The 24,125-nt window shown below is 64.5% G+C and carries 18 protein-coding genes; 12 read left to right on the top strand and 6 right to left on the bottom strand.

Going from position 1 to position 24,125, the window contains the following annotated elements; translation table 11 throughout:
• Nucleotides 1–127: 127 nt before the first annotated feature.
• Genes E2E27_RS04575 through E2E27_RS04560 form a run of 4 tightly spaced genes read left to right on the top strand, consistent with a single transcriptional unit; the run spans nt 128 to nt 4,988 of the window.
• The gene (locus E2E27_RS04575) at nt 128–1,342 is read left to right on the top strand and encodes an aspartate aminotransferase family protein (RefSeq protein WP_141457902.1); all 1,215 of its coding nucleotides are present in this window, start codon (nt 128–130) and stop codon (nt 1,340–1,342) included.
• A gap of 2 nt (nt 1,343–1,344) precedes the next feature.
• Nucleotides 1,345–2,760, top strand: coding sequence for a succinylglutamate-semialdehyde dehydrogenase (astD, locus tag E2E27_RS04570; RefSeq protein ID WP_234036293.1), 1,416 nt, complete (start codon nt 1,345–1,347; stop codon nt 2,758–2,760).
• Between the two features lie 10 nt (nt 2,761–2,770).
• Complete coding sequence (locus E2E27_RS04565; RefSeq protein WP_141457900.1) at nt 2,771–4,060, top strand: N-succinylarginine dihydrolase; 1,290 nt, start codon at nt 2,771–2,773, stop codon at nt 4,058–4,060.
• The gene (locus E2E27_RS04560) at nt 3,996–4,988 is read left to right on the top strand and encodes an arginine N-succinyltransferase (RefSeq protein ID WP_353653642.1); all 993 of its coding nucleotides are present in this window, start codon (nt 3,996–3,998) and stop codon (nt 4,986–4,988) included. The genes E2E27_RS04565 and E2E27_RS04560 overlap by 65 nt, the downstream gene beginning before the upstream one ends.
• On the opposite strand, the gene E2E27_RS04555 is transcribed toward E2E27_RS04560, so the two are convergent.
• The 6 genes from E2E27_RS04555 to E2E27_RS04530 form a co-directional block, all read right to left on the bottom strand.
• Entirely contained in the window at nt 4,985–5,887 is a 903-nt protein-coding gene (locus E2E27_RS04555) for an isoaspartyl peptidase/L-asparaginase family protein (protein ID WP_141457898.1), read from the bottom strand. The two genes, E2E27_RS04560 and E2E27_RS04555, sit on opposite strands and share 4 nt — an antisense overlap.
• On the bottom strand, nt 5,887–7,119 hold the full coding sequence (locus E2E27_RS04550; protein ID WP_141457897.1) for a cyanophycinase: 1,233 nt from the start codon (nt 7,117–7,119) through the stop codon (nt 5,887–5,889). Before E2E27_RS04550 ends, E2E27_RS04555 begins: the two co-directional genes overlap by 1 nt.
• On the bottom strand, nt 7,119–8,582 hold the full coding sequence (yfcC, locus tag E2E27_RS04545) for a putative basic amino acid antiporter YfcC (RefSeq protein ID WP_234036184.1): 1,464 nt from the start codon (nt 8,580–8,582) through the stop codon (nt 7,119–7,121). The genes E2E27_RS04550 and yfcC overlap by 1 nt, the downstream gene beginning before the upstream one ends.
• 75 nt (nt 8,583–8,657) lie before the next feature.
• Nucleotides 8,658–11,501 (bottom strand): TonB-dependent receptor plug domain-containing protein, encoded by a 2,844-nt coding sequence (locus tag E2E27_RS04540; RefSeq protein ID WP_141457896.1) that lies wholly within the window; start codon nt 11,499–11,501, stop codon nt 8,658–8,660.
• 1,199 nt (nt 11,502–12,700) lie between these two features.
• Complete coding sequence (locus E2E27_RS04535; protein ID WP_141457895.1) at nt 12,701–13,447, bottom strand: ABC transporter permease; 747 nt, start codon at nt 13,445–13,447, stop codon at nt 12,701–12,703.
• Nucleotides 13,440–14,321, bottom strand: coding sequence for an ABC transporter ATP-binding protein (locus tag E2E27_RS04530; protein WP_181443560.1), 882 nt, complete (start codon nt 14,319–14,321; stop codon nt 13,440–13,442). Before E2E27_RS04530 ends, E2E27_RS04535 begins: the two co-directional genes overlap by 8 nt.
• A gap of 77 nt (nt 14,322–14,398) precedes the next feature.
• On the opposite strand from E2E27_RS04530, the gene E2E27_RS04525 reads away from it, so the two are divergent.
• The 8 genes from E2E27_RS04525 (at nt 14,399) to E2E27_RS04490 (ending at nt 24,003) form a co-directional block, all read left to right on the top strand.
• Nucleotides 14,399–14,869, top strand: a complete 471-nt coding sequence (locus tag E2E27_RS04525; RefSeq protein ID WP_141457893.1) for a hypothetical protein — start codon at nt 14,399–14,401, stop codon at nt 14,867–14,869.
• A gap of 8 nt (nt 14,870–14,877) precedes the next feature.
• On the top strand, nt 14,878–15,138 hold the full coding sequence (locus E2E27_RS04520; RefSeq protein WP_353653635.1) for a helix-turn-helix domain-containing protein: 261 nt from the start codon (nt 14,878–14,880) through the stop codon (nt 15,136–15,138).
• A gap of 184 nt (nt 15,139–15,322) precedes the next feature.
• Nucleotides 15,323–15,673: a helix-turn-helix domain-containing protein gene (locus E2E27_RS04515; RefSeq protein ID WP_141457891.1), complete on the top strand. Its 351-nt coding sequence runs from the start codon at nt 15,323–15,325 to the stop codon at nt 15,671–15,673.
• Entirely contained in the window at nt 15,670–17,085 is a 1,416-nt protein-coding gene (locus E2E27_RS04510) for an erythromycin esterase family protein (RefSeq protein ID WP_141457890.1), read from the top strand. Before E2E27_RS04515 ends, E2E27_RS04510 begins: the two co-directional genes overlap by 4 nt.
• Nucleotides 17,086–17,223: 138 nt before the next feature.
• Nucleotides 17,224–17,622 carry a hypothetical protein gene (locus E2E27_RS04505; RefSeq protein ID WP_141457889.1) on the top strand — a complete coding sequence of 133 codons (399 nt, stop codon included), beginning with the start codon at nt 17,224–17,226 and terminating at the stop codon, nt 17,620–17,622.
• Nucleotides 17,623–17,675: 53 nt separating this feature from the next.
• Nucleotides 17,676–20,786, top strand: coding sequence for a type 2 lanthipeptide synthetase LanM family protein (locus E2E27_RS04500; protein WP_181443559.1), 3,111 nt, complete (start codon nt 17,676–17,678; stop codon nt 20,784–20,786).
• A gap of 50 nt (nt 20,787–20,836) precedes the next feature.
• Nucleotides 20,837–22,027 (top strand): beta-barrel domain-containing protein, encoded by a 1,191-nt coding sequence (locus E2E27_RS04495; RefSeq protein WP_234036183.1) that lies wholly within the window; start codon nt 20,837–20,839, stop codon nt 22,025–22,027.
• Nucleotides 22,027–24,003: a peptidase domain-containing ABC transporter gene (locus E2E27_RS04490; RefSeq protein ID WP_181443557.1), complete on the top strand. Its 1,977-nt coding sequence runs from the start codon at nt 22,027–22,029 to the stop codon at nt 24,001–24,003. Before E2E27_RS04495 ends, E2E27_RS04490 begins: the two co-directional genes overlap by 1 nt.
• Nucleotides 24,004–24,125 lie beyond the last annotated feature (122 nt).

The following is a 24,125-nucleotide window of genomic DNA, read 5'->3' as shown; positions in this document are numbered from 1 at the left end:
CACGCCGACGGGTGCCGACGTCGCGCGATCCATATTCCGTTTTCTCATTAACAGGTGAGCACAACTCGTTTCTCGTTGCCAAGCGAAACCCTCATCAAATGCGTTATTCGCATCAAGAGGTTTTGCCATGAATAATCCGATCATGCCGGTCTATGCCCCCGCAAACATCACTCCGGTGAGCGGCAAGGGCAGTTGGCTGTACGATGCCGAAGGAACCGCATGGCTCGATTGCGTGGGCGGCGTCGCCACCAATGCGCTGGGCCATTGCCACCCCGCGCTGGTCGCAGCGATCACGCGGCAGGCCAACCGGCTGTGGCATGTCGCAAACGGCATGCAGATCGAAGGACAGCAGGTTCTGGCGCAGAAGCTGGTCGATGCCAGCTTTGCCGATTGCGTGTTCTTCGCCAACACCGGCACCGAAGCGGTCGAGACGGCGATCAAGGTCGCACGCCGCCACCATGCCGCAGCCGGAGCGGCCGAGCGCGTGGACATCATCGGCTTTCACGGCTCCTTCCATGGCCGCACCTATGACGCGCTCAACGCATCGGGCAATCCGGCCTATCTCGACGGCTTCGGGCCTGCCATGCCCGGTTTCCGTCACCTCGCTCTGGCGGATGAAGCGGGGATCGCCGCAGCAATTGCCGCCCCGACGACCGCGGCCGTGATTGTCGAGCCGGTGCAGGGCGAAGGCGGCGCCCATGCGCTGGACGAGGCGACACTGCGCCGCCTGCGGCAATTGTGCACCCGGCATGGCGTTATGCTGATCTATGACGAGGTGCAGTGCGGGATGGGCCGCACCGGGCGATTGTTCGCGCACCAGTGGTTCGATGGCTGCGAGCCCGATATCATGGCGCTGGCCAAGGCGCTGGGGTCGGGCTTTCCCGTGTCGGCCTGCCTCGCGACCCGCGCCGCCGCCTCGGGGATGAACCCGGGCAGCCATGGCTCGACCTATGGCGGGAATCCGCTTGCGATGGCGGTCGCCAATGCCGCCTTTGACGAGATTTCCAGCCCCGCCCTGCTCGCCAATGCGCGCGAATGTTCCGCCCAGTTGCGCGCCGGGGTGGAAAAGCTCGGCAAGGCCTATCCGCAGGTCATCCGCGATGTGCGCGGCAAGGGCCTGCTGGTCGGTATCGGGCTGCACACCAACAACCGCGAATTCATCGCCGCAGCACGCGGCGAGCACCTGTTGCTGGCCGCCGGCGGCGACAACATCGTCCGGCTGCTGCCTGCCCTCAAGCTGCGCGAGGATGATGCCCGCGAGGTGCTCGCCCGCCTCGAGGCAAGCTGCGAGCGAACCGTGCGCGCCATGGCGAAGCAAGCGGGCGAGGAGGTGATGGCGTGACCATGCTGCAATCCACCTGCCCGGCCACCGGCGCGGTGGTCTGGGAAGGCCCGGTGACGGGCGCGCGGGCCGTCAAGGCGGCTGTCGAGCGCGCCGCCGAGGCCTTCGCAGGCTGGTCAACCCGCCCCGTCAGCGACCGCATTGCCATTGCCCGGGCCTTCGAAGCCGTGCTGGAACAGCGCGGCGAGGAACTGGCGCGGGCGATCGCGCAGGAGAGCGGCAAACCGCTGTGGGAAGCGCAGCAGGAAGTCCTAGCCATGCGCGGCAAGATCGAACTCTCGATTGCCGCGCAGGCCGAACGCGCTGGCGAGGCCGCCCGCGAAATGGCCTTTGGCCGCGCCGTTCTGCGCCACCGCGCCCACGGCGTGATGGCGGTTTTCGGGCCCTATAACTTCCCCGGACACCTGCCCAACGGCCATATCGTCCCGGCCTTGCTGGCCGGCGACACGATCGTGTTCAAGCCGTCGGAAGAAACGCCGATGGTGGGCGCGCTGATGGCCGATTGCTGGGCCGAGGCGAGCCTGCCGGAAGGGGTGCTCGAGGTCGTGCAGGGCGGCAAGGAAACCGGGATGGCGCTGGCGGATGCACGCATTCAGGGGTTGCTGTTCACCGGCTCGGCCGCGACCGGCGCGGTGCTGCGCCGGCAGCTGGTCGATCGCCCCGAGGTGATCCTTGCGCTCGAGCTTGGCGGCAATAATCCGCTGATCGCGTGGGACGGGGAGCCTGCGGCGGTTGCTTCGATCGTGGTGCAATCGGCCTTCATCTCGGCCGGCCAGCGCTGCACCTGCGCACGCCGCCTGATCCTTCCCGACAACGCGTGGGGCGACGAGGTCGTCAAGGCCACCGCCAGCCTGTCGCGCCGCTTGACGATCGGCGCGTGGGACGAGCAGCCCGAGCCGAGCATGGGGCCGCTCGTGTCGGTTGCCGCTGCCGCGCGGACGCAGCTGGCAGCGCAGCGGCTGGTCGCCTCGGGGGCGCGCACGATCATGCCGCTTGCACCGGTGGCAGGCCGTAGCATGGCCTTTCTGGCGCCCGCGATCTTCGATGTCACCGGCGTCGCGGTGCCGGACGAGGAGATCTTCGGCCCTGTGTTGCAGGTCATCCGCGTGCCCGACTTCAAGGCGGCGATCGACGCCGCCAACGCCACCCGGTTCGGCCTCGCGGGCGGGCTGGTCTCGAATGATCCCGCCAAGTGGGAGCATTATGCCGCCCGCGCCCGCTGCGGGGTGCTCAACTGGAACCGACCGACAACGGGCGCGGCCGGTTCCATGCCGTTCGGCGGGCTCGGCGCATCGGGCAATCATCGCCCCAGCGCCTATTACGCCGCCGATTACTGTGCCTACCCGGTCGCGAGCTTCGAAGCACCGAAGGTCGAAGACATGACGGCAAGCATTCCCGGCCTTGCCGCTGCAGCCTAGGAGACATCCGGTGCGCGAAGTAAACTTCGACGGCCTTGTCGGCCCGAGCCACAATTACGCGGGCCTGTCGCTCGGCAACATCGCTTCGGCGTCGAACCGGGGCGGCGTGTCCAGACCGCGCGAAGCCGCGCTGCAAGGCATCGCCAAGATGCGCCGGATGATCGGGCTGGGCCTGGTGCAGGGGATGCTCCTGCCGCACGAGCGGCCCAATGCCGGATGGCTGCGAGCGCTCGGCTTTTCAGGCAGTGACGATGCGGTGCTGGCGGCCGCCTGGAAGGAAGAGCCTGCGCTGCTTGCCAATGCCATGTCGGCATCGGCGATGTGGACCGCCAATGCCGCAACCGTTTCGCCTGCTGCCGATACGCAGGATGGCAAGGTCCATCTCTCGGTCGCCAATCTCTCGACCATGCTCCATCGCAGCACCGAACCGGCCCAGACCGAACGGCAGCTGCGCATCGCTTTCGCGGACGAACGCTACTTCACGGTCCATCCGGCCCTGCCCGCGCGGCTGGGCGATGAAGGCGCGGCAAACTTCATGCGGCTTGGCGCGTCCCATGCCGACAAGTCGACCGAGGTCTTTGTCTACGGCCGAGCAGGGCAAGGCCCGTTTCCGGCGCGGCAGAGCGAGGCTGCAGGGCGCGCGGTTGCCCGCCGGCACGGACTCGAGCCGGAAGGGCAATTGCATGTCCGGCAGGCCGATGCCGCCATCGCTGCAGGCGCGTTCCACAATGATGTCGTGGCCGTCGCCAACGAACATGTGCTGTTCTGTCATGAACAGGCATTTGCCGATCGCGACGCCGTCTTTTCAACCCTGGCGCAGCGCGTGCCCGGCCTCACCATCCTCGAGGCACCCGCAGACAGGGTCAGCCTTGACGATGCGATCTCGTCCTATCTGTTCAATTGCCAGCTGGTCACCCTGCCCGATGGCAGCATGGCGCTGGTCGTGCCGAGCGAAAGCCGCGAGAATGCGCGTGTGTGGGCGTGGTTGCAGGAGATCGTCGCGGGGCCGAACCCGATTTCCTCGATCGAAGTGATCGAAGTGCGCGAATCCATGCGCAACGGCGGCGGCCCGGCCTGCCTGCGACTGCGGGTGGCGCTCGTTGACCGCGCTCTGGCCGCTGTCGATCAACGCTTCATCGTCGACGAGGCAAAGTGCGATGTGCTGGCCCGCGTGGTGGAGCGCTGGTGGCCCGAACGGATCCAGCCGCACGATCTGGGAAGCGGCGATCTGTGGCATGCCTGCCGCGCCGCGCGCGCGCATTTGCTCGAAGCCCTCTCTTTCAACCCCGGAGAAGTGTGAGATGCGCTGCCGTGTGCGCATGGCGAGGGCCGATGATCTTGGCTCATTGCTCGATCTTGCCGCCCTGACCGGGGGCGGCATGACCAATCTGCCCCAGCACGAGGGCGCCATGACGGCGAAGATTGCCGCCAGCGAGAAATCCTGCGCCGCCCGGATCGACGCGCCGGTGGACGAGTTCTACCTGTTTGTCCTCGAGGAACGCGGCTCAGGCCGGATCATGGGTACCGCGAGTGTGCATTCCTGCATCGGCGCCGACCTGCCCTTCTTCAGCTTTCGCCAGAGTCGCGAGACACATGTCTCCCGATCGCGCGGCCATCGCCATTCGGCATGGGTGCTGCATCTGGTCAACGATTTCGACGGTTGCGCCGAAGTGGGCGGGCTGTTTCTTCATCCCGAAGCGCGCTCCGGCGGGTTTGGCGGTCTTCTGGGACGCAGTCGCTATCTGTTCATCAGCCAGCATCGCGTCCGGTTTGGCGAGCGCATCATCGCTGATCTGCGCGGCTGGACGGACAATGGCGTCTCGCCATTCTGGGATGCGGTCGGCCGGCATTTCTTTGGCGGCGCGTTTCACGATGCCGACCATGCCAATGCCGTGCATGGCAATCTGTTCGTGACCGAACTGCTCCCGCGTCACCCGATCTATGTCGATCTGCTGCCCCTCGCCGCGCAGCAGGTGATCGGCCGCCCGCACGACAATTCCCTGCCCGCACGCGCCATGCTGCTGAAGGAAGGGTTCGAGGATGGCGGCTATGTCGATATCTTCGACGCGGGGCCGACGTTGTTTGCTCCGATCGACCGGCTCGCCAGCATCCGGAACGCGGCACGAAGCGATGCCGGAACCCTGATGCTGGCAACGGCTCCGGGCTGCGCGCTGATTGCACGCGGCACCGGGCAGGATTTCACCGTCGCCCTGAAACAGCCGCTCTAGGCTCTTTCCCGCGAACCGCAGATCGCCACCACGGGCGGGCGGCCCGCACCGGCCACCGCACGCTTCATGCCGGGTGAATTGAACGCCATCGTCACCGCACCGCTCCGGTCGATGGCGATAACCCCGCCATCGCCGTGATGGCGGGCGACGCTGGCGAGCATGGCGTGGCAGGCCTCATCGAGGCTTGCGCCGCCATAGGCCATGCGTCCGGCAATCTCGCGTGCGCCGCCGGCATAGATGAAGGCCTCCCCGATCCCGGTGCAGCTGACCGCGAGCTGATCGTCGGCCCAGTTGCCGATCCCGGTCAAGGGCGTGTCGCCCACCCGACCGGCATGCTTACCGAACAGGCCACCGGTCGACGTCGCGGCCGCCAGCCGGCCCTCGCGGTCCATCGCCACGGCCCCGACGGTTCCATGCGAAAGCCCCGCGTCGAGGCGCAGCAATTCCTCGGGCTCGACCCCGACCGGCAAGCGGTAATGGCTTGCACTGTCGGTGACGAGCGCGAGGCCGCGCGCCTCGGCGAGCCGACGCGCGCCCGCACCTGCGATCAGCACATGCGGGGTGTGTTCGAGCACCGCGCGCGCTGCCCTCACCGGCTGGGCAATGCCAACCGCGGCGCACACGCCCCCGGCCTGGAACCGCGCCCCGTCCATGATCGCCGCATCGCATTCGACCTCGCCCGCATCATTGGGGGCCGAGCCGCGTCCGGCGACATAGAGCCCGCTATCCTCCATCGCCGCGACGGCGTGTTCGACGGTGTCGAGCGCACTTGCGCCGCCTGCCAGCCGGGCCTCGCATTCGCGCACCAGTTCGCCCAGATGGATCTCGACCTCACGATAGTCGCGCGCCGGATTGACGCCGGCCCCGCCATGGAGTGCGATGACGTGGGAAAGGGACATCAATCGGTGACCTTCCTGATTTCAACGGTGATGGGCGCAATGGCAAAAGCCACGCCGTCGATGGTGTAGTGCGCGCGGGAATCGCCGTCGCGCCCCCACCAGCCGCGGGTCGAAGCGGACTGGACGAAGCGGTAGGTAACGCCCCTGGTGCCGGCAAAGGAATGGCGTTCCACCGCCTTGGCCGCGGCATTGTCGATCAGTCCTTCGCCGGCGACAGTCGCCAGATCCTGCGCGCCATAGGCCATGCCCCCACCATCGGGCAGCGGGCGATCAACGTATTCGCGGCCTATGGTGAGCTTGCGGAACGGGGCAGGGACAATCCGCAGATCGGCCAGCTCGATGCGATCGCCCGGCCCCGCAAGGCCCAGCGCCAGCGCCGCGATCCCGGTGCGCTTGCCCGCCGTGCGGCGCGCGGTGCGGGCATCGAGCAGCGTGACATAGCCGCTCCCGGCGACCTGCGCGCTGCCTGCGGCAGGCTTGACGATGATCGCGGTGTCCTCGTCGATGCCAAGGCCCATGCGGAATGGCTGGCGTTCATCGGTCAGGGCCACCGCCAGCCGCCCGAGCCGGGCACGCTCGCCGAAATGCTGGTCGACCAGCGCCCCCGGCAGAAAGCCGAGCCCGCGCGCAAGGCCGAGCGGTTCGCCCGCCTCCTCGCCGATCAGCGCGCCGAGGCTGTCGCCCTGCGTGATCATTGCGCCGCTCATGATCGCCGCACCCGCCGAGGTGCCGCCGACCACCGCACCTGCCGCCAGCCGCCGCCGGATCGCCGCCAGCATGGGCGTGTCTTCCCCCTTGCGCGTCAGCAGGAGCGAGGTGATCCGCGACTGATCGCCGCCGGTGAACCAGATCGCACCCGCGCCTTCGATCGCGGCGATGGCATCCGCATCCGCTGCGTTGTCGCGCCACGTGCTTTCATCGACGTCGGGCGTGCCGGGATCGTCGCCCAGCGCGAGCGGGATGGTGACGATATCCTCGCCCTTGGCACCGTGGCGCTGCAAGGTCGCGGCAAAGGCGTCGGCTGAGGCCTGCGGCTCGCCCGAGGCGGCGGGGATGATCGCGATCCGCGGTGCATCTGCGGGACGCGCATCGAGCAGTGCGGTGAGGACCGCGGCATTGTCGTCCGAAAGACCCCCGCCGACGATCACCAGCGTGCCGCCTTCGGCCCGCGCGCTTGCCGCGCAGGCCAGCAGGGCCATGCCCGCGACGAGTTTCCGCACTTGTCCGCGCATCAATATCCTCCCAGGTGGGCCGCGACCATCACCACACTCGACAGGCCCACAAGGCCGAGAAACGGTTTCCAGATGAAGGCGAGCCACGTGCCGTAGCTGACCCGCGCCGTGGCAAGGCAGGCGATCAGCACCGCCGAAGTCGGGATCACCAGGTTGGTGAGCCCGTCGCCGAGCTGGAAGGCCAGCACCGCTGTCTGGCGCGACACGCCCGCAATGTCGGCCAGCGGGGCCATCACCGGCATGGTGATGCTCGCCTGTCCCGAACCCGAGGCGACGAAGAAGTTGAAGACGCTCTGCACCATGTACATGGTCCACGCGGTCAGCCATTCGGGCATGGCCGCCGTCAGTCCCCCGAGCATCTCGAGCAGGCTGTTGAGCAGCGAACTGCGCGAAGGATCGTCTCCACCGAGGATCAGAATGATCCCCTTGGCTGCGCCCACCACCAGCGCCGCCGGGAGCAATTGCGCGGCGCCATCGCGGAAGGCGTCCATCATCGCGGCAAAGCCCCCCTCGGCAAGCCCGCCGAAGCGCGCGATGAGCGCCGTCACGATGCCGACGGCGAAGAATTGCGCAGCGATTTCCGGAAGGTAGTAGCCGCGCATGGTCACGCCCCAGGCGACCCAGGCGACCCCGGCGAGAACCGTGACAAGCACCATCAGATGCGCCGTCGCAAACTGCGGGATGGCGGTGGCGGCAGCCTGTTCGGCTCCCCCGGTCCTTGCGCGCCCACCCATGCGCACGCTGCGGGCATAGCGCCAGGTGAACAGGGCGCCCAGCACCGTGTACCCGATCCACAGGCACGCGCGCAGCTCCAGCCCGGACATCGGCGCAAGGCCGGCGATGCTCTGCGCGATGATGACGCTGAAGGGGTTCATCCAGCTCGTCGCAAAGCCGATCTGGCTTGCGCCGTAACACACCAGCATGGTGGTGATCGCGTCATAGCCGGCTCGGTTCAGCACCGGGGCGAGCAGCAGGGTGAGGGCGATCGCCTCCTCCGACAGGCCGAACACCGCCCCGGCGAGCGAGAAGGCGACGAACAGCGAGACAACCAGCGTTTCGCTGTGCGCCCGCCCGCCGCGCAGCGCCGCCCCCAGAGCTGCGTCGATCGCGCCGGTGCGCATCACCATGCCGAACACCCCGCCGAGCATGATGATGAAGGCCAGCAACCCGACCGTGGCCGAATTGCGATCGCCGGTGACGAGCCCGGCAAACAGAAAGTCGAGAAAGCCGGTGCGCTCGGCATCGCCCAGCACCGGGGCGGGCATCGGGCCGCTCGCGGCGGCATAGCTGCCCGGCACGATCCGCGCCGGGTCGCCCGCCACGGCGAAACTGCCGGGGGTGAACAGCCATGTCGCGCCCCACGCGAGGGCGGCCAGCGTGAACAGGATAAGCAGCGTGTCAGGCATCTGCCAGCGTGCGGCAGGTGCCGTCGGCGCCGCCATGGGCGCGGTGTCGTGAGCCATGGTGTTCCTCGTGTGCTGTTCCGGGCCTTCCCGCCCGCAAGCGGAAAGGCCCGGTCTGGCGACCCTTAGCGGGCTCTAGAAGCGCGTCACAATGCTGAGCGTTGCATAACGGCCGATCAGATCGTGATTGAACAGGTCGACATTGGAAGACGAGCCGAGCACCAGCGGGGGATCCTCGTCAAGCACGTTGCGCACCGCCAGCTGGATGAAGCTGTCCTCGGCGAAATCGTAGCTGACGGTCAGATCGAAGGTGATGTAATCATCGACGAAATAGTCCTGCCCGCGCGGCAGGCCGAGCGCATCGAGCGTGCGGTTGGTCGGATCGTCACGGTAGCCGCTGGTGTAGAACCCTGCGACGCTCGCACGCCAGTCATCCTTGCGCCAGCGCAGCCGCGCCGCACCGATCCAGTCGGGGAAGAGGTAATCTCCGGCCAACTGCTCGACCGGGCTGGAAGGCGAGGCCTGCCGGTCGAAGTTGAAGATGTGGGTCACGTCCGCCGTCAGCGTGAACAGCCCCAGCGGACCTTCCGGGAAGCGGTGGGTATAGGCCACGTCGATCCCGTCGGTCTTCTGGAAGCCCAGATTGGTGATCTGGAAATGCGCGTCGCTGACAAAGCCGTTGGTGACTTCGAGCCCCGGCGATCCGGTCGGCAGCAGGCCTGCGCCCACCACCGGGAACTCGCCCCCTAGCGCGCGGCGGATGAAGTCATCCTCGTCGATGCCGACGAGGTTCTCGTGGCGGATGTTCCAGTAATCGACCAGCAGCTCGATATCGCGGGTCGGCTGGAACACCACCCCGCCACCGAAGCTGCGGGCGGTTTCGGCTTCGAGATTGATGTTGCCGACATCCTCCGAAAGCAGCGCCTGCCCGGTGGCATTGGCGTTGTTGTTGCACGCCTGCGGCACCGCGCGGCAATCGACCCGGTAGGATGAGAGCAGCACACCCGCCCCGCTCTGGGCCAACGAAGGCGCGCGGAAGCTGGTCGAGAAATTGCCGCGCACGGCAAGCCAATCGGCCGGCTGCCAGCGCCCGGCAACCTTGGGATTGAACTTGCTGCCGAAGCCCTGAAACTCGTCGAAGCGGCCTGCCAGCTGCAGCTCGAACGTCTCGGTCACCGGCACGAAGACCTCGCCGAACACCGCCCAGTTGTTGCGCGTGGCATTGGCGCTGGTCGAGGAGAACCCGAGGATCGGATCGGGGTTGGTCGGTGTCGCGACCGCGAGGCCCGAGGGCACGTCATTCAGAGTCTCGCGCCGGAATTCCCCGCCGAACGCCGCCTTGACCGGGCCTGCGGGCAGATCGAACAGGGTGCCGTTGACGAAACCGTCCAGCGCATAGAGCCGCGACTTGCCGCGCCGCTCGGCGTTGGTCTCCAGCAGGTCGAGCACGCCGTCCGATTGCTGCGCTTGCCCGCCGAAGGGGTTGTACCACAGCGTCGTCTTGCCCGCGTCCTCGCAGGTATCACCCCTGAAGCTTGCGCTCGGGCGCGCAGCGTTGACAGCCCAGCGGTTCACCCGGCTGCCGTCGGTGCAGATATTGCCGAGGTTGAGATCGAAGAACACGCCCGAGCGGTAAAGGCCCGATGTCCCGCGCTGCACCCGGTCATTGCCGCCGTAGAGGAAGGCGACATCGAACTTCCAGTCCGCCGCCAGATCGCCCTTGAGGCCCGAGGTCAGGCGGTAGCTGTCGGAATCGACCTCCACTCCGCGCGGCTCAGGCACCTTGCCCCAGGCGAAGATCGGGAAGCCGAAGAAGTCGCTGAAATCGCCTGCCCCGCCCTCGTCGACGATGTCCTGCTGCAAAGCGGCGGGCCAGAAGGGGTTCTCGGGATCGATCGGCGCGCGGCTGAAATTGGCCGGGCTGCTGACTCCGCGTGACCGGACGCGTTGGTAGATCACGTCGTTGTACCACGTCAGGCTGTCGCTGATTTCGAACTTGTGGGTGAACAGCCCGCCTAGCGTCTCCAGCCGGTCATTAGCCGAAACGAAAGCGTTGTTGTTGACCTCGCAGAATTCGCCGAGGTTGCCGACGCCGAAATCCTCCGCCGGGCAGCCGCCGTCCTGCGGCTCTTCGGTCTGGTCGTTCACTTGCAGGAACAGGTCGTTGAAGCTCGGGAAGAAGCCCTGCTGGCTGGGCGCGAGGCTATCGCGGCTGATCGCCCGATCGCGCAGGAAGAAGGGGTTGCGGCGGAAATAGTCGACCACCAGCATCACCGAATTGCGCTCGCCAAGCTTGGTGCCGAACACGCCCGAGATGTTAAAGCGGCCCTCGTCGGTCCCGGCGGTGGAATTGCCGTAGGACCCGGACAGCTCCAGCCCTTCGAAGTCCTCGCGCAGCACGAAGTTGACGACACCCGCGACCGCGTCAGCGCCATAGATCGCCGATGCGCCCGAAGGCAGCACCTCGACCCGCTCGATTGCGGCGAGCGGGATGGAGCTGGCATCGATGAAGCTCTCCTGTCCGCGCGCAAAGGCGCTGATCTGCGCCCGTCGCCCGTTGATCAGCGTCAGGGTCGAGGATGCGCCCAGCCCGCGCAGCGATATCGCCGATGCGCCGACCGGCGTATCCGAGGACAGCGCCCCCGCCGTGGCGGTCGAGAACGTCTGGCCGCCGCCGCTGGTGACGGGCAGATCCTGCAGCACTTCGATGATCGTGCCGGCACCCGACTGGACGATGTCCTCGCGGGTTACCGACAAGGTCTGGACCGGCCCGTCTTCGGGCAGGCCCTGGATGCGGCTGCCGGTGACGACGATGGCCTCGCTCTCCTCGGAAGGCGGCGTGGCGGGCGTGGTGACGTCGGCGGGCTGGTCGCCTGCGGGCGGAGCGGAAGCCTGAGCCAGCGCAGGCGTGGCGACGCCGGCAAGCAGAATGGTGGCGACGCGAAGCGCGCCGCGGTGAAGCGGTGAATTGTACGACATGAGGTGAACCTCCCCGATAACCCTCAGACGCGGCCAGACGTGACCGCGAGGCGAACGAGCGGGACTGGACCCGGATTTTCTGAAAAATGGCAGCCCGACCTCCCGCCGCGTACTGCCGTCAATCCGCGCCTATCCCGCGCGGCAGGGAATCACTCGTTGAACCAGTCGGTGAGATGATACTCGACCGACCGGCGCACGGCCACTTGGCCGTCGAGGGGACAGAAGGGATGCTTGTCCACGCAATATGTATGTCACAGCCTGCAACGCGTTGCAATATTGTTACGGCATGACGAGAGATTTCCCGCATTCGCGCAAGCCTCGGTGGTCCCGCCGCACCCGGAAATGCTCCCCGCGCCACCGCGCACTTGCGGCCACTGGACGGCGTCCGCCGGGGCAAGGCGCCTCGTCTGCGGCAACGCCGCTCGAGGCCCAACCCCTTGAACTGCGAGAGTCTTTAGCGCGTGGCGATGAGAATATGGTGAGCCCGACAGGATTCGAACCTGTGACCCGCTGATTAAAAGTCAGTAGGTCCTCGAGTCCCGAAAAAGGCATCGAACCAATGCGTTAGACGGATTTTGCGGGCCTTTTGAGGGCTTTTTCGCAAAGCCGAATTTCTTAAGCATTTGAAAACAAGCCAAAAAAGACGTCGAATACGATGCCTCTTCTGGCACCATCTGTTTTTCTCACCTTCTCCCAAATAATCTATAAAACCCGCAGAAATCCTAGGGATCTGGCCCTTGGGTCGTTCCGGAACGTCCCGCGAAAACTTGGGGGTTCTCGGCATTTTTGCGGGCCTTTTGAGGCCGTTTCGCAAAGGCCAAGATAAAAAGGCCCGCACAGGCCGCTGACAGATATCCGAGACGTCGTACCTCCGGCGACACGCCTCCATATCCCTGGTTTCGCAAAGGCCGACGACATCGATAGCGTCGACAGTTAAGACATCGCCAGCTTCGATACGACGTCGCCGCTCATTCGCCGGTTCAAGGACGCGAAGCAGAATTACTAACTGCCCGGCAACCCGCGAGGCTTCTGTGCGCGTGCGTTCCAGCCTTTGGTCAGTTAACCGTGTGCGCCCCGTAGCGGCCTACCGCAGCACCAGAACCAAGAACAGGGCTGCCTTAGCGAGAATTCCATCGAAGTGCTGATCGGATGGGCGATTTCGTCCTGAGGCACCGATACAGGGCCGAACGCTTTCCCGCTCAGGTGCGCTCCTGAAGCGAGAAAAATGTGACCAGCACCACGAATGTCACCAATCCGCCAACACATCCCCACCATATGACCGAAGCGGCCCGGTCCGGCGTGCTCATCACGTTGATTGCGAACAGCCACGGGAAGTAGACACCCTGCCGGGAAAGCACCGCTCCCGTCGCAGCCATCGTGCCGACGATACCCAGACATAGCGGCGGGATCGGGCTTCGAAACAGAATGGCGCAGCCCATCTGCAGGGCGACCATCAGCATCGCGCTTGCCGCCATTTTGGACAGCATCGTCAAAATCGTCGCAAATTCCCCCCAAAGGACAACAGGGTCGGGGGCGCCTCGCAATATCACCCATCCGATGAGCATCGCCATCGCCAGAACACCGTGCATGGCCCAGGTCATGATCGCTGCGACCAGCATTTTGGCGGCATAGAGGAACGGCCTTGCGCCGATGTGTGACAGGGCATGATCCCAGGCCAGACGCGAATGTTCCATCTGGGTGAGCAGGACACTGAGCGCGGTGACTGCCATCGGCAGCATTGCAAAGGCCCAAAGCGCCGCGCTTGCCGAGGCGAATTGGGCGAAGCTGCGGACATCCTGATCCCAGCTGATCGCAAGGTTCAGCACGACGACCGAAACCGGCGCGACAAATGCGAGCAGCAGCGCGAGCGATCCGCGCAGCTTGATGAACTCGGTCCGCACGAACGCACGGGCCATCGCAATGTTCGAAACGCTCGCTTCAACCACGAAACCCCCCGTGGGCTGCAATGAACGCCTTTAGCGAATGGTCACTGGATGTCAGATGATGAAGCGTGACACCTGCCTCCAGCAGCAACCGGGCAACCCGGTCGGGTCGCGGCGTATCATCGGCCGCACGCACCTCGATCTGGTCTTTGCCCATTTGGCGTGCGGCATAGCCGCTCGCCGTCAGCAGCGAAGCCGCCCTCGCCGGGGCGGATGTCCCGACGATCACCACACCAGTCTTGCCCGACGGGGCGCTGCGGTCGGACCGCGCCACGATCCTGCCCGATCGCAGCAGGGCGAAGGTGTCGGCCACCTGCTCGAGATCCTCCAGATCGTGACTGGACATGATGATTGCCACACCATCAGCGCTCAGCCTTTCGATCAGTCGGAAGATTTCGTCCTTTGCCACGGGATCAAGGCCAATCGTCGGCTCGTCGAGCAGGAGCAGATCGGGCGTGGACACCAGCGCCCTGGCCAAGGCCAGCCGCTGCCTCATGCCAAGCGAAAAGACGGCGACTTTCCGATGCAGGAACGATCCGAGATCGAGATAGGCGGACAAACGGCCAATCTCGTCGATAGTTCGGTGCTGCAAATGGCATTCCAGCCTCAGATTGTCATAACCGGTGAGGTGGTCGTAGAGATCGCGGTTGTTGAACAGCGCGGCAACCCGCGCGGGGCGTGAGCGCTTGTCCGCAGACATGACCCTCGCCCGCCCCCCCGAAACGACACCTGCGCACACGCGCATCAGGGTCGTCTTGCCGGCGCCATTGGGCCCCACCAGACCAAGGATGGAACCTTCCTGCAATGACAGGGAAACGTCATCGAGCACGAGGTGCTGCCCAAAGCGCTTTGTGATATTCGAGATCTCGACCGTCACCCCCACCGTCCCATGATCTGGCAAGTTCCAAATTTATCTCGCGCTTAAAGATTAGACTCGGACTGGAGCTTTTCAAAATGGAAAATTCGAAGCGATCCCGAGACCAGCTGGCGCGTCGGGCGTCACAGTTTTTCCTGATCACCGCCACGCTGACGGTGCTGTATGTCATGGCGCATGTGTTCGAACTGATCGGGTTCATTGGTGGTACGTGGGACGCCGAAACCTTGCTGTCGCGATTGCCGGGTCTGTTCTACATCTACGCGCTTGTGTGCCTGTGCCTGATATTCCGGCGATTGGCGCGCAAAGCTGAATTTGATATCGCGCTGGGTGGACTGCTAAGAAATTTCGGTTTGGCGGTGTCCGCGGGAGGTCTGTTGACAGTCTTCGTAAATCCAATCCTCGGCAGACTATTGTTTTCACGAGGAGCTTTTCTGAATTTTGATCGTTCAGCAATGCTTCTGATGGTGGCAGGTTTCATTTTCACAATGATTGGATTGTTGATTCGGGACTATGCAGACGTGAAGAAAGAATTGGGCGAATTTGTGTAGTGCCGGTGATGATTGATCTTGATCGGGTGCTTCGCGATCGCCGGATGACCGGGAAGGAACTGGCGCGCAGGGTGGGCCTGAGCCAAACCCAGCTCTCGCTTCTGAGGTCTGGCAAGGTGCGCGGCTTCCGTCTCGATACCTTGGCGCGGATCTGTGCATCGCTGACCTGTTCGCCGGGCGACATCCTGCGATACGAGTTCGACCCCCAAGACTTCCTTGCCAGCGACAATGCGAACCGGGCGGGGGCAGAGGCCGAGTTCCAGGATTAAACCTTGACTTAAATTTTTGTGCTGGCACCTTTGCCCTGTCTGGAGTCGAATGCGGCTCCGGGTTGGACGGCATTCGGATGATCTCGACGCCGCACCACGGTGCATCCGAACGCCGCCCTCACCTTGCTCTGGAAGAGGTGCAGGAATGTCGTCGCAAAGCCAACCCGTGTCGCGCGCAGCAATAATGGAAACCTCGGTCACCCGCGTCGCCATCGCGCAACGCATTTATCGCGAACGACGTATTCGCGACTCTGTTCTTCAGAGCCTCAGCAACGAACCGGGATGGGACATCCTGCTGGATCTGTTCGTGGCGTTCGAGCAAAACCGCTGCACGTCGTGCGGCAGTGCGGCAATAGCGAGCTGCGCCCCGCCCGCGACAGCGGTGCGCTGGGTAAACCGGCTGCGCCGCGATGGTTTCCTGATTACGGAACCCCATCCCGATGACAGGCGAGTCATGCTGCTTTCGCTGTCTCAGGTCGGGCATCAGAAAATGTCCCTTCTGCTGGACAGGATTGCCGAGGTAGAGTTGCGGTGACGCGGTTGCTGCCCCTCGGCGGGCGACCGGCAGTCAGCGGGGCGCTGCTCGCGCTTTGCGTGATCGCTCATCCGCCGACGGCCGCCCGGGGAGCACCGCAAGCCCCGCCGCTTTTGCAGGAATGCACCTTTTCGGTCGAAGAGCGAGCGGCGATTGCGCGCTGGCTTGATGGCCATGCGGTCGGCATCGCCATCCCCCGCCACGCGCCCGACGATGGCCAAGACGCGGGAGCAACGCGTATGGCCGAGGCGCTTGAGCGGGGTTCGATCATCGGATTGGGGGAGGCGACACATGGCTCTCAGGAGGAGCAGGTTGTTCGGTTCGGACTCGTGCGCGCGCTCGTCAGCGCAGGCAAGGTTTCGGTCATCGCGATCGAAGCCAATCGTCTGCCTTCGGAGGCCTTGAACCGTTACATTGGCGGCGAGCCGGGCGATCTTGCACGAATCATGGCGGACCCTGCCCTGTTCGACGTTCTGCGGACGGACGAGTTTACCCGTTTGCTGCAATGGCTCAGGCGCTGGAACAGCAAGTCCGGGCACCCCAGGATCACGCTGGTCGGAGTCGATGTTCAGGACCCGGCGAACGAACTTCGCACGGCCCTTGCGATGGTCGCGGACGGGCCCGATCATGACAAGGTGGCCCGCCTTCGCCAGATCGCGGGTCCCCTGCTGGCGGATGAAGCGGCGAAACTGGCGGACTGGCTTTCCGCTGCCACTTACGCACAGCATCAGGAACAGCTTCGCAATGCGCGAGCCCTGCGCGACTTCATCAGGGCCGAGATGCCACGACAGCGCCGGGCCCTGATGCTGGTGGAGAACGCCGTGGCGGGGCTTGAAGCCTTCGAATACTATCCTGTCGACGCGCGCAGCATGGCGATCCCTCCGGATTTTGTCGGCCGACGTGACCGTGCGATCGCGCGGAATGTGCAAGCCGCAGCCGAGCAGGGTCGGCTGGTCTTCCTTGCTCACGATACGCATGTCGTTGCCGCGCCGGCATCCTATCGGCACATCACCGCCCCTTCGGTCGGCAGCGACCTGCGCCAGAAACTGGGCACGCAATACGTCACCGTCAATTTCGCGTGGGGGACTGGTGCGGTGAAAGCCATCGACCTTTCCGCGCTGAACAGCCCCGGCGGCAAGATGCCGAACAGAACCGAAGTGAGGCTCCCGGCAGCCGAGGAAGGCGATCTGGCCTTCCTTCTGAAGGGATCGAGCGCGCAAAGCTTCTGGTTCAGGCCCGATTGGCTGCCAGCCGTGTCATGGGGAAGCAAGCTGCGCGACTGCCCGATGGGACGACGATGGGTGGGAGCGGCGATTGACCCCGCGGCCTGGGATACGACCAAGGGCCTTCACGCTCTGAGTAAAGGCACAGATTTGTTGGTCTGGATAAGAGATATATCGCCCTCGCTTTGAAAATCTGTCGAAGACAAAATACTCGCCTTATCAGGATAATAGTGATTATCAATTTGGAACAAAATTGTCTTGATTTGAAATAGATAGAACGCAATTCACATTGTCGGCAATAATGCCTGAATGCGAAGGAGTTTTACAATGTTCGATACAATTGAAAAGCGCCCCGACATCGCCGACAATCAAGTTGCACAGGAACTGCGGGATCTGATCCAGATCGTTTCGTGGACCGACGAGCAGTTCGCCGAAGAACTGCGAACCGATCGTGCCGCGGCCATCGCCGCGCTGATCGAGCGTGTCGGCTTCAATGTGGGCGATATCGATCTCGATCTTGTCAGCGATTTCGAAATCCCCGCGAGCCCGATGGGTGCCTCTCCCTCGCAGGTTCACGCGCAGGACTCCACGACCAAGCCGGGGCCCGGCACCGTCAACAGCTACACCGCCGACTGCGGCTGCAGCGACACGACCACGGGCGGATGCTCGTGCGGAAGCGTTTTCGGCACCCCGTGCCTGGCCTGCGCCACGGTTCTCCTGTGCTGAACGGTCGGCTTGATTCTTGAAGAAGGTGGGAGGTGGAAATGATCGCCATTCGAATGCTGGATCTCTCGGAACGCGCGCAGGTCCTCGCCGATACCGATCAATCCGCCTCCCATTTCTCCGGCGCCAAGAAATGCGATTGGTTCACCCAATCCTATTTCGATGGCGACGATGCCGACAGGGATCGTTTTCTGGGGGCGCTGGGCCTGCACAATCCCTCGATCATTGCGGGACTGCTCGAACGCGATGGCACTGTCGATGACAGCTGCATCAAGGGCCGCCCGTGGCATCCCATGCTCGGCAGCCTGCACGACGATGATTACTGGCAGCGGCTGAACCGTGACGAGACACGACGCAGAGCGCTGGTGGAGTCTTTGGGCGTAGGCACAGCGCTCGTACCGGTGCTGGGCGAATTCATCCGGCAGCTCAGTCGTCACCTCGCTGCGCTTGCGCTGACACCCGGTGACCGTGATTGTCTGCAAGCGATGGCGGTCGAATATCTTACCAGCCGTCTGCAGCAGGTCAGCCTTCCATCGCTTTTGATGGCGCTCAATATCGCGCGTGTGGAACGGAAGCTGGAGGGCGAAGACCCCGAGGCCCGCGCGCAGGATTTTGCTCGCGGCATGCTGAACCGGGATCGTCGCGCCGTTCTGCTCGCGCGCTTCCCGTCACTGGATCGCCTGCTTGGCGAACTTTCGTCCGCGACCCTGGGCGCCGTCAGGGAGTTCGCAAGCCGTTACGCCACCGATCGCCCCGCGCTCGATACCCTCGCCGAGAGCTCTCTCGGCCCGCTGAAGAGCGTCAGCTTTGGCGAGGGCGATGCGCATCACGGCGGACGCACGGTCAATATCCTCGAGTTCGAGAATGGTCGGATCGTCTACAAGCCGCGCTCTCTTGCAGGCGATCTCGCCTTTGCGAACCTTCTTGACTGGCTGGCGCAGCGCGTTTCGCCCGCGCCGGTGGGGGTGCCCGTATGGGATCGCGAGGAATACGGCTGGGCGCGCTTCATTGCACACTCATCCTGCACCAATCCGGAAGAGATTCGCGAAGCCTACCAGCGTCTCGGCGTCTTGCTCGCGGCGCTCCACTGCACCGGGGCAAGCGACATCCATTTCGAAAACCTGATCTTCGATGGTCCGCAACCCTTTGCCGTCGATCTCGAAACCTTGTTCACCGCACTCCCGCCGCCTGTTCCGGGTGCCGACTACGCCGCATCGTCGGGCCGGGCTCGGGTGGATTCAATGCTGTGGGTCGGCTATCTTCCCACGCCTACCGTCATCGAGGGAAAACGGGTCGATCTGAGCGCGGCGGGGGTGTTCGAGGCTCAGCCCTCTCCGATCCAGGCGTTCAAATGGAGCGATATCGGTCGCGACGATGCCCGTCTGGAGGCGATCGAGGGCGAACTGGACACGCGCGGGGCGAACCCGCTGCTCGGCTCCGAAGTCGTGCCCGCTCATGAACATGTCGATGATATCGTGCAGGGCTTCGCCGCCGCCTATCGCGCCATTGTCGAGGGCCGAAACGAGCTTCTCGCAGGCCCCTTTGCGCAGTTCGCAAGGGTCAAGGTCCGTCATGTCGCCCGGCCAACCGTTACCTACGCCAAGCTCTTGCGCGCGTCCTATCACCCCACGGTTGCACGCGATGCTGCCGAACGGGCCATGTCATTCGCCAGCTTGTGGTCGCAGATCAAGCACGAGCCCTATCTCGCATCGCTTGTGGCTGCCGAATGCCGCGATCTGCAACGCGGCGATGTGCCGCATTTCCACTATCTGGCAAGCGAGACCGATCTCCATGCCTCTGACGGCGAAACGATCGCCAATTTCTTTGAACAGTCAGGCTATGATCGGTCGCGCGAGCGGATTGACGCCATGGGTGAAGATGATCTCGCCCGGCAATGTTCGGTGATCCGTCAGGCCTTCCGCTCCAGTCGCCTGACCGGCGGCCCGGAGCAGCCCCATCACGCGGTGCAAAAGGACCCGACCGACGCCGCGCCCGATCAATCCGCCTGGCTAGCGGCTGCCGGCACAATCGGCGACGCGCTCGCCCGGGAGGCGTTTGTTTTCCGTGATATGCCCTACTGGTTCGGAGCGACGAACCTGACAGCGGAAAGTTACGGGATCGGCGTGTCGGATTCGTCGATCTACGATGGGGTTGCCGGGATCGGTCTGTTCTTCTCGGAACTGTCGCGCCACAGCGACGCGCCCGAGGTCGCCGACATGGCGCGCTTTTGCCTCGAGGCCATCCGCCGATCCAATCCCGACAACCTGGGCAATCAGGTCGGCGGTTTCGAGGGTCATGCCGCCCTTGCCTACGCCGAAGAACGGATCAGGGCAGCCATCCGCGCGCCGCGAGACGATGCGAGCATGGCGGGCCGTCTGGAAGCCATAGCACGCGCCGCGCCGCAGGATCTGAAGATCGACATCATCGGCGGGGCCGCAGGTGCGCTGCGGGTGGCTGTCCAGCTGTTCGAGACCTATCCGGCCGAGGCACCCGCAGCAGCCAGAGCCTGCTTCGAACGCCTCCGGGATGCCGCCGAATACGCCGATGGCGCCGCTTTCTGGCCGACCGCGATCCAGCCCCGCGGCCTTACGGGATTTTCGCATGGCAGCACCGGGATTGCTGCCGCGCTGGCCCATTACGGCATCGCAGCGGGTGAAGCCGAAGCGCTGGACCTTGCACGCAGCGCATTGCTTTTCGAAGATCGAACTTTCGCGGCAGATCGGCAAACCTGGATCGATCAACGCGAAGGCATCACGACCTCGACGACATGGTGCCATGGAGCGCCGGGAATCGTGCTGGGACGAATGGTCATACGAGAAATGGCCGGCGAACTGGTTGACGGTCTCTCGCACGGCATCAAACGCGGGCTTGAGGAAATGGCGAGACATGGTGCCGGCGGTAGCCACTGTCTGTGCCACGGGTCGATCGGCAATGCGCTGGTCTTCCACCGGGCGGGCGGCGGGTGGGAGGATCATGCGCGCCATCTGGTCGCAAAAACCCTGCGCGAGCATCAGGCAGAAGGGGGCTATCGATGCGGCATTGCCGCGTTCTCGGAAACACCCGGGCTGATGGTCGGGCGCGCCGGTATCGGACTCGGCCTGTTGCAGCTCGCATTCGCCGACACGCCGGATATTCTTTCGCTCGAACTGCGCGCAGGTCACGCGTGAACCGGGTGGGGCTCGGGCTTGCGAACCGGACGTTCGGCACGCAGGCCGACGTGCAATTGCTGCGCATTCCGATGCCCCGCTATGGCTCGACCATTGGCGTCATCGTCGCCGTCGCCGTACTCGTTGGCGTCGTATTCGCTTCGTTCGCCAGTTACGCGCGCAAGGAAACGGCAGTCGGGTGGCTGGTTCCGGAAAAGGGGCTTGTGCGTGTCGTCCCGCGTGCGGGCGGGATCGTCTCGTCGCTGGCAGTCGAAGAAGGCGCGTTCGTCGAACGGGGCGACATCATTGCGACGATCCGCTCGGCCCAGTCGCTGTCCAGCGGAGATGTCGCCACGGCGATCACGTCGCAACTCACCCTCGAGGCCGAAGCGCTGCGGGATGCGGCCGGCGCGTCACACCTTCAGCTGGCAAGCCGACGTGCGGAACTCGCGGCAGAACGCAGGCGCCTTGCCGATGCCAGCGACAGCACGGCCAGTCGCCTGACGCTGGCCGAGAGGAAGCTTGCGCTTGTCGACGGCGAGATGGAGCGGCGCAAGCCGCTGCTCGACAAGGGGTTCGTGTCCTTGCGCGATATTGAATCGATCGAGGCGCGCCGGACGGCAATTCTCGACGAGATGATCCAGCTGCGCGAACAGAATAATCGCAACGCGAGCGAAATGCGAAGGATCGATGCGCAGCTGTCCGGGCTCGCCGCCGAGGATTTGCGTGCCCGGGCAGACAGTTCCGCGGCCCTTGCCGGGATCGAGCAGCGCCGCATCCAGAACGATCTTGCAGGAGGCTATGTCCTGCGAGCGCCGGTTTCGGGCCGGGTTGCCGGATTGACGGCGAACTCCGGCGATACGGTCAGCGGATCGGCTCTATGCGCGATCCTGCCCAAGGGTTCGGCCCTGTTCGCAGACCTGTTCGTTTCGTCGCGCGCCGTCGGCTTCATCCGCCCCGGCAACGCCGTGCGCCTGCAGTATCACGCCTTTCCGCACCAGCGCTTCGGCGCACCTGTCGGCACGGTCATGTCGATCTCCCAGGCCGCCATACCGCCCGAGGAACTCAAGATCCCGACGATGAATGCGGCAGAACCGATGTTCCGCGTCCGCGTGCGCCTGCCCGATCAGTCCATCAAGGCCTATGGCAAGCGCATTCCTCTGCAGCCTTCCAGCTTGCTTACCGCCGAGGTCGTTACCGATCGCAGGACCCTGGTCGAATGGCTGCTCGATCCGCTGTTCGCCAATGCCAGCGTGTCGTGATGAGCGCTCCGCTGTCGACAAGCGGACATTCCGTGGTAGCCGATCCCGCGCGCACGACGGAAAGCGCCGTCCATTCGCTGTGGCTCGCGGCGCGATATCACGGAATCGAAATCTCGCTGAACAGCCTGCGAGAGCAGGCCGCAATGTCGCGGAGTGAGCTTGGTCTCGCTCAACTTGTGACGCTTGGCGAAAGGATCGGCCTCTCCGGCCGTATCGTGACGCTTGGCGAAAGCGTCGATCGGGCCGCTGCACCCCTGATCGTGCGCTTGCCCGATGGCCGGATCGGCTTTGGCGGCGCTGAAAGCACGAAAAGCCTGCGGCTCGATGTCGCCGGTCACCCGCGCAGTCTGAGCATCCCACGGCCTGTTCCGCTCAAAGGAATTGTCTTCGAGCCGATGCCCCGATTGAACGCAGCGCAGGAGGAGGAAGAGCGCCCTGCCCGGCTGCGCGAACTGTGGCCCGGCATCCAGGGCTTCTGGCAAGCCGCTGGCCAGATTCTCGTCATTTCGGTGGCTTTGCTCGTCATAACCTTTGCCTTCCCCTTTTTTACCCAGCTCGTGATCGACGAGGCGATCGCCAAGGGCGACACCTCGCTTCTGCTGATTCTGGCGATCGGATTCGGCACGCTGGCCGCGCTGCGTTTTGCGCTCGATCTCACGCGCAGCTGGGCACTCGCCGAGATCGGCCAATCGGTCGCCTATCAGACCATGGGGCGGCTGGTGGCTCGCCTGATCCGCATCCGGCAGGATTTTCTGAACCGGCAGAGCGTCGGCGACCTGCTGTCACGCATGCAATCGGGGCGGAGCCTGCAGGAAATTCTCACGAAAACCATGGTCGAAAGCCTGCTCGACGGGGTGATGGCCATTTTCGCGATCGTGCTGCTGTTCTTCTATTCCGCCCCGCTTACGCTGATCGTACTGGTCGGACTGGCTATCGATACGATGATCGGCATGGCGTTTCTCTCACCGATGCGCGACTACACCCAGCGCGATCTGATCAATCGGGGGGTCGAACAGAGCCACCTGATCGAAACCATGCGAGCGACCACCACCGTCAAGTTGCTCGGAGGAGAGATGACGCGCGAAGGCGAGTGGCGGCAGCGCTACCTTCAGGTCGCAGCATCGTCACTCGGCCTTGCAAAATGCATGGGCCTGCTCGCGGCCTTGCAGCGCCTGAGCGGGAGCATCCAGATGATCGTGCTGGTCGCGGTGGGTGCGAGCATCGCGATAGAAGGGGAAGGATTGTCGGTCGGGATGCTGGTCGCCTTCCTCTCGTTCCGGTCGACCTTCAGCGAGCGCGCGCTGGCGCTTATCAATCAGGCGATGCAGCTGCGGTTCCTCAAGCTGCATCTCCGCCGCCTCGCACCTCTGGTGCATCAGCCGACCGAGTTGGGGAGCGAGGCCCCCGCAACGGTCGGGCAAGAGACTATCGCGCTGCGCGACGTTTGCTTCACTTATGGCGAGGGCGCCGAGCCGGTGCTCCGCAATCTCGACCTGACGGTGCCTTTCGGCGAATATATTGCCATCACCGGGCGCTCGGGAGGCGGAAAGTCGACGCTGCTCAAACTTCTGACCGGCCTTTACGAGCCCGCGGCCGGGACGATCATGATCGGCAGCAGACCAGCCAACCCGGCGCTGTGGCACGGCTGGCGTGGACGGGCCGGGATCGTGTTGCAGGACGATCAGCTCTTCTCGGGCTCGATTGCCGAGAATATTGCCTTTTTCGATCCGGAAATGAGTGTCGATCGGGTGGTCGAGGCGGCGCGTTCGGCAAATATCATCGCCGAGATCGAGCAGATGTCCCAGGGTTTCTCGACCATGATCGGCGAAATGGGGGCGGCGCTATCCGGCGGGCACCGCCAACCTCGACGAGGCCTCGGAGATGAAGATCGCCGAGCATCTGCGCAATTTGCCCATCACGCGGATTGTGATTGCGCATCGACCGGCGCTGCTGGGGGCCGCAGATCGCATTTATGAGCTGATTGATGGCCAGCTGCGATTGAGGACAGGCCGAGCGGCTTGATCGAGGCTTCGAACATCAAACAGCGATTCGGCGTCGGCAGCCATTCGTACTTTTGGGACTCGCACCGATTTACGAA

The organism is Porphyrobacter sp. YT40, from assembly GCF_006542605.1.
Classification (GTDB): Bacteria; Pseudomonadota; Alphaproteobacteria; order Sphingomonadales; family Sphingomonadaceae; genus Erythrobacter.
Note: the sequence above shows the minus strand (reverse complement) of the source record. Positions and strands in the feature narration are given on the sequence as shown.

Bases quoted from the DNA above. Each gene is read 5' to 3' on its own strand.
- E2E27_RS04575 (WP_141457902.1), top strand. From the start codon at position 128: ATGAATAATCCGATCATGCCGGTCTATGCCCCCGCAAACATCACTCCG.
- astD (WP_234036293.1), top strand. From the start codon at position 1,345: ATGCTGCAATCCACCTGCCCGGCCACCGGCGCGGTGGTCTGGGAAGGC.
- E2E27_RS04560 (WP_353653642.1), top strand. From the start codon at position 3,996: ATGCCTGCCGCGCCGCGCGCGCGCATTTGCTCGAAGCCCTCTCTTTCA.
- E2E27_RS04555 (WP_141457898.1), bottom strand. From the start codon at position 5,887: ATGTCCCTTTCCCACGTCATCGCACTCCATGGCGGGGCCGGCGTCAAT.
- E2E27_RS04550 (WP_141457897.1), bottom strand. From the start codon at position 7,119: ATGCGCGGACAAGTGCGGAAACTCGTCGCGGGCATGGCCCTGCTGGCC.
- yfcC (WP_234036184.1), bottom strand. From the start codon at position 8,582: ATGGCTCACGACACCGCGCCCATGGCGGCGCCGACGGCACCTGCCGCA.
- E2E27_RS04540 (WP_141457896.1), bottom strand. From the start codon at position 11,501: ATGTCGTACAATTCACCGCTTCACCGCGGCGCGCTTCGCGTCGCCACC.
- E2E27_RS04525 (WP_141457893.1), top strand. From the start codon at position 14,399: ATGGAAAATTCGAAGCGATCCCGAGACCAGCTGGCGCGTCGGGCGTCA.
- E2E27_RS04520 (WP_353653635.1), top strand. From the start codon at position 14,878: ATGATTGATCTTGATCGGGTGCTTCGCGATCGCCGGATGACCGGGAAG.
- E2E27_RS04515 (WP_141457891.1), top strand. From the start codon at position 15,323: ATGGAAACCTCGGTCACCCGCGTCGCCATCGCGCAACGCATTTATCGC.
- E2E27_RS04505 (WP_141457889.1), top strand. From the start codon at position 17,224: ATGTTCGATACAATTGAAAAGCGCCCCGACATCGCCGACAATCAAGTT.
- E2E27_RS04500 (WP_181443559.1), top strand. From the start codon at position 17,676: ATGCTGGATCTCTCGGAACGCGCGCAGGTCCTCGCCGATACCGATCAA.
- E2E27_RS04490 (WP_181443557.1), top strand. From the start codon at position 22,027: ATGAGCGCTCCGCTGTCGACAAGCGGACATTCCGTGGTAGCCGATCCC.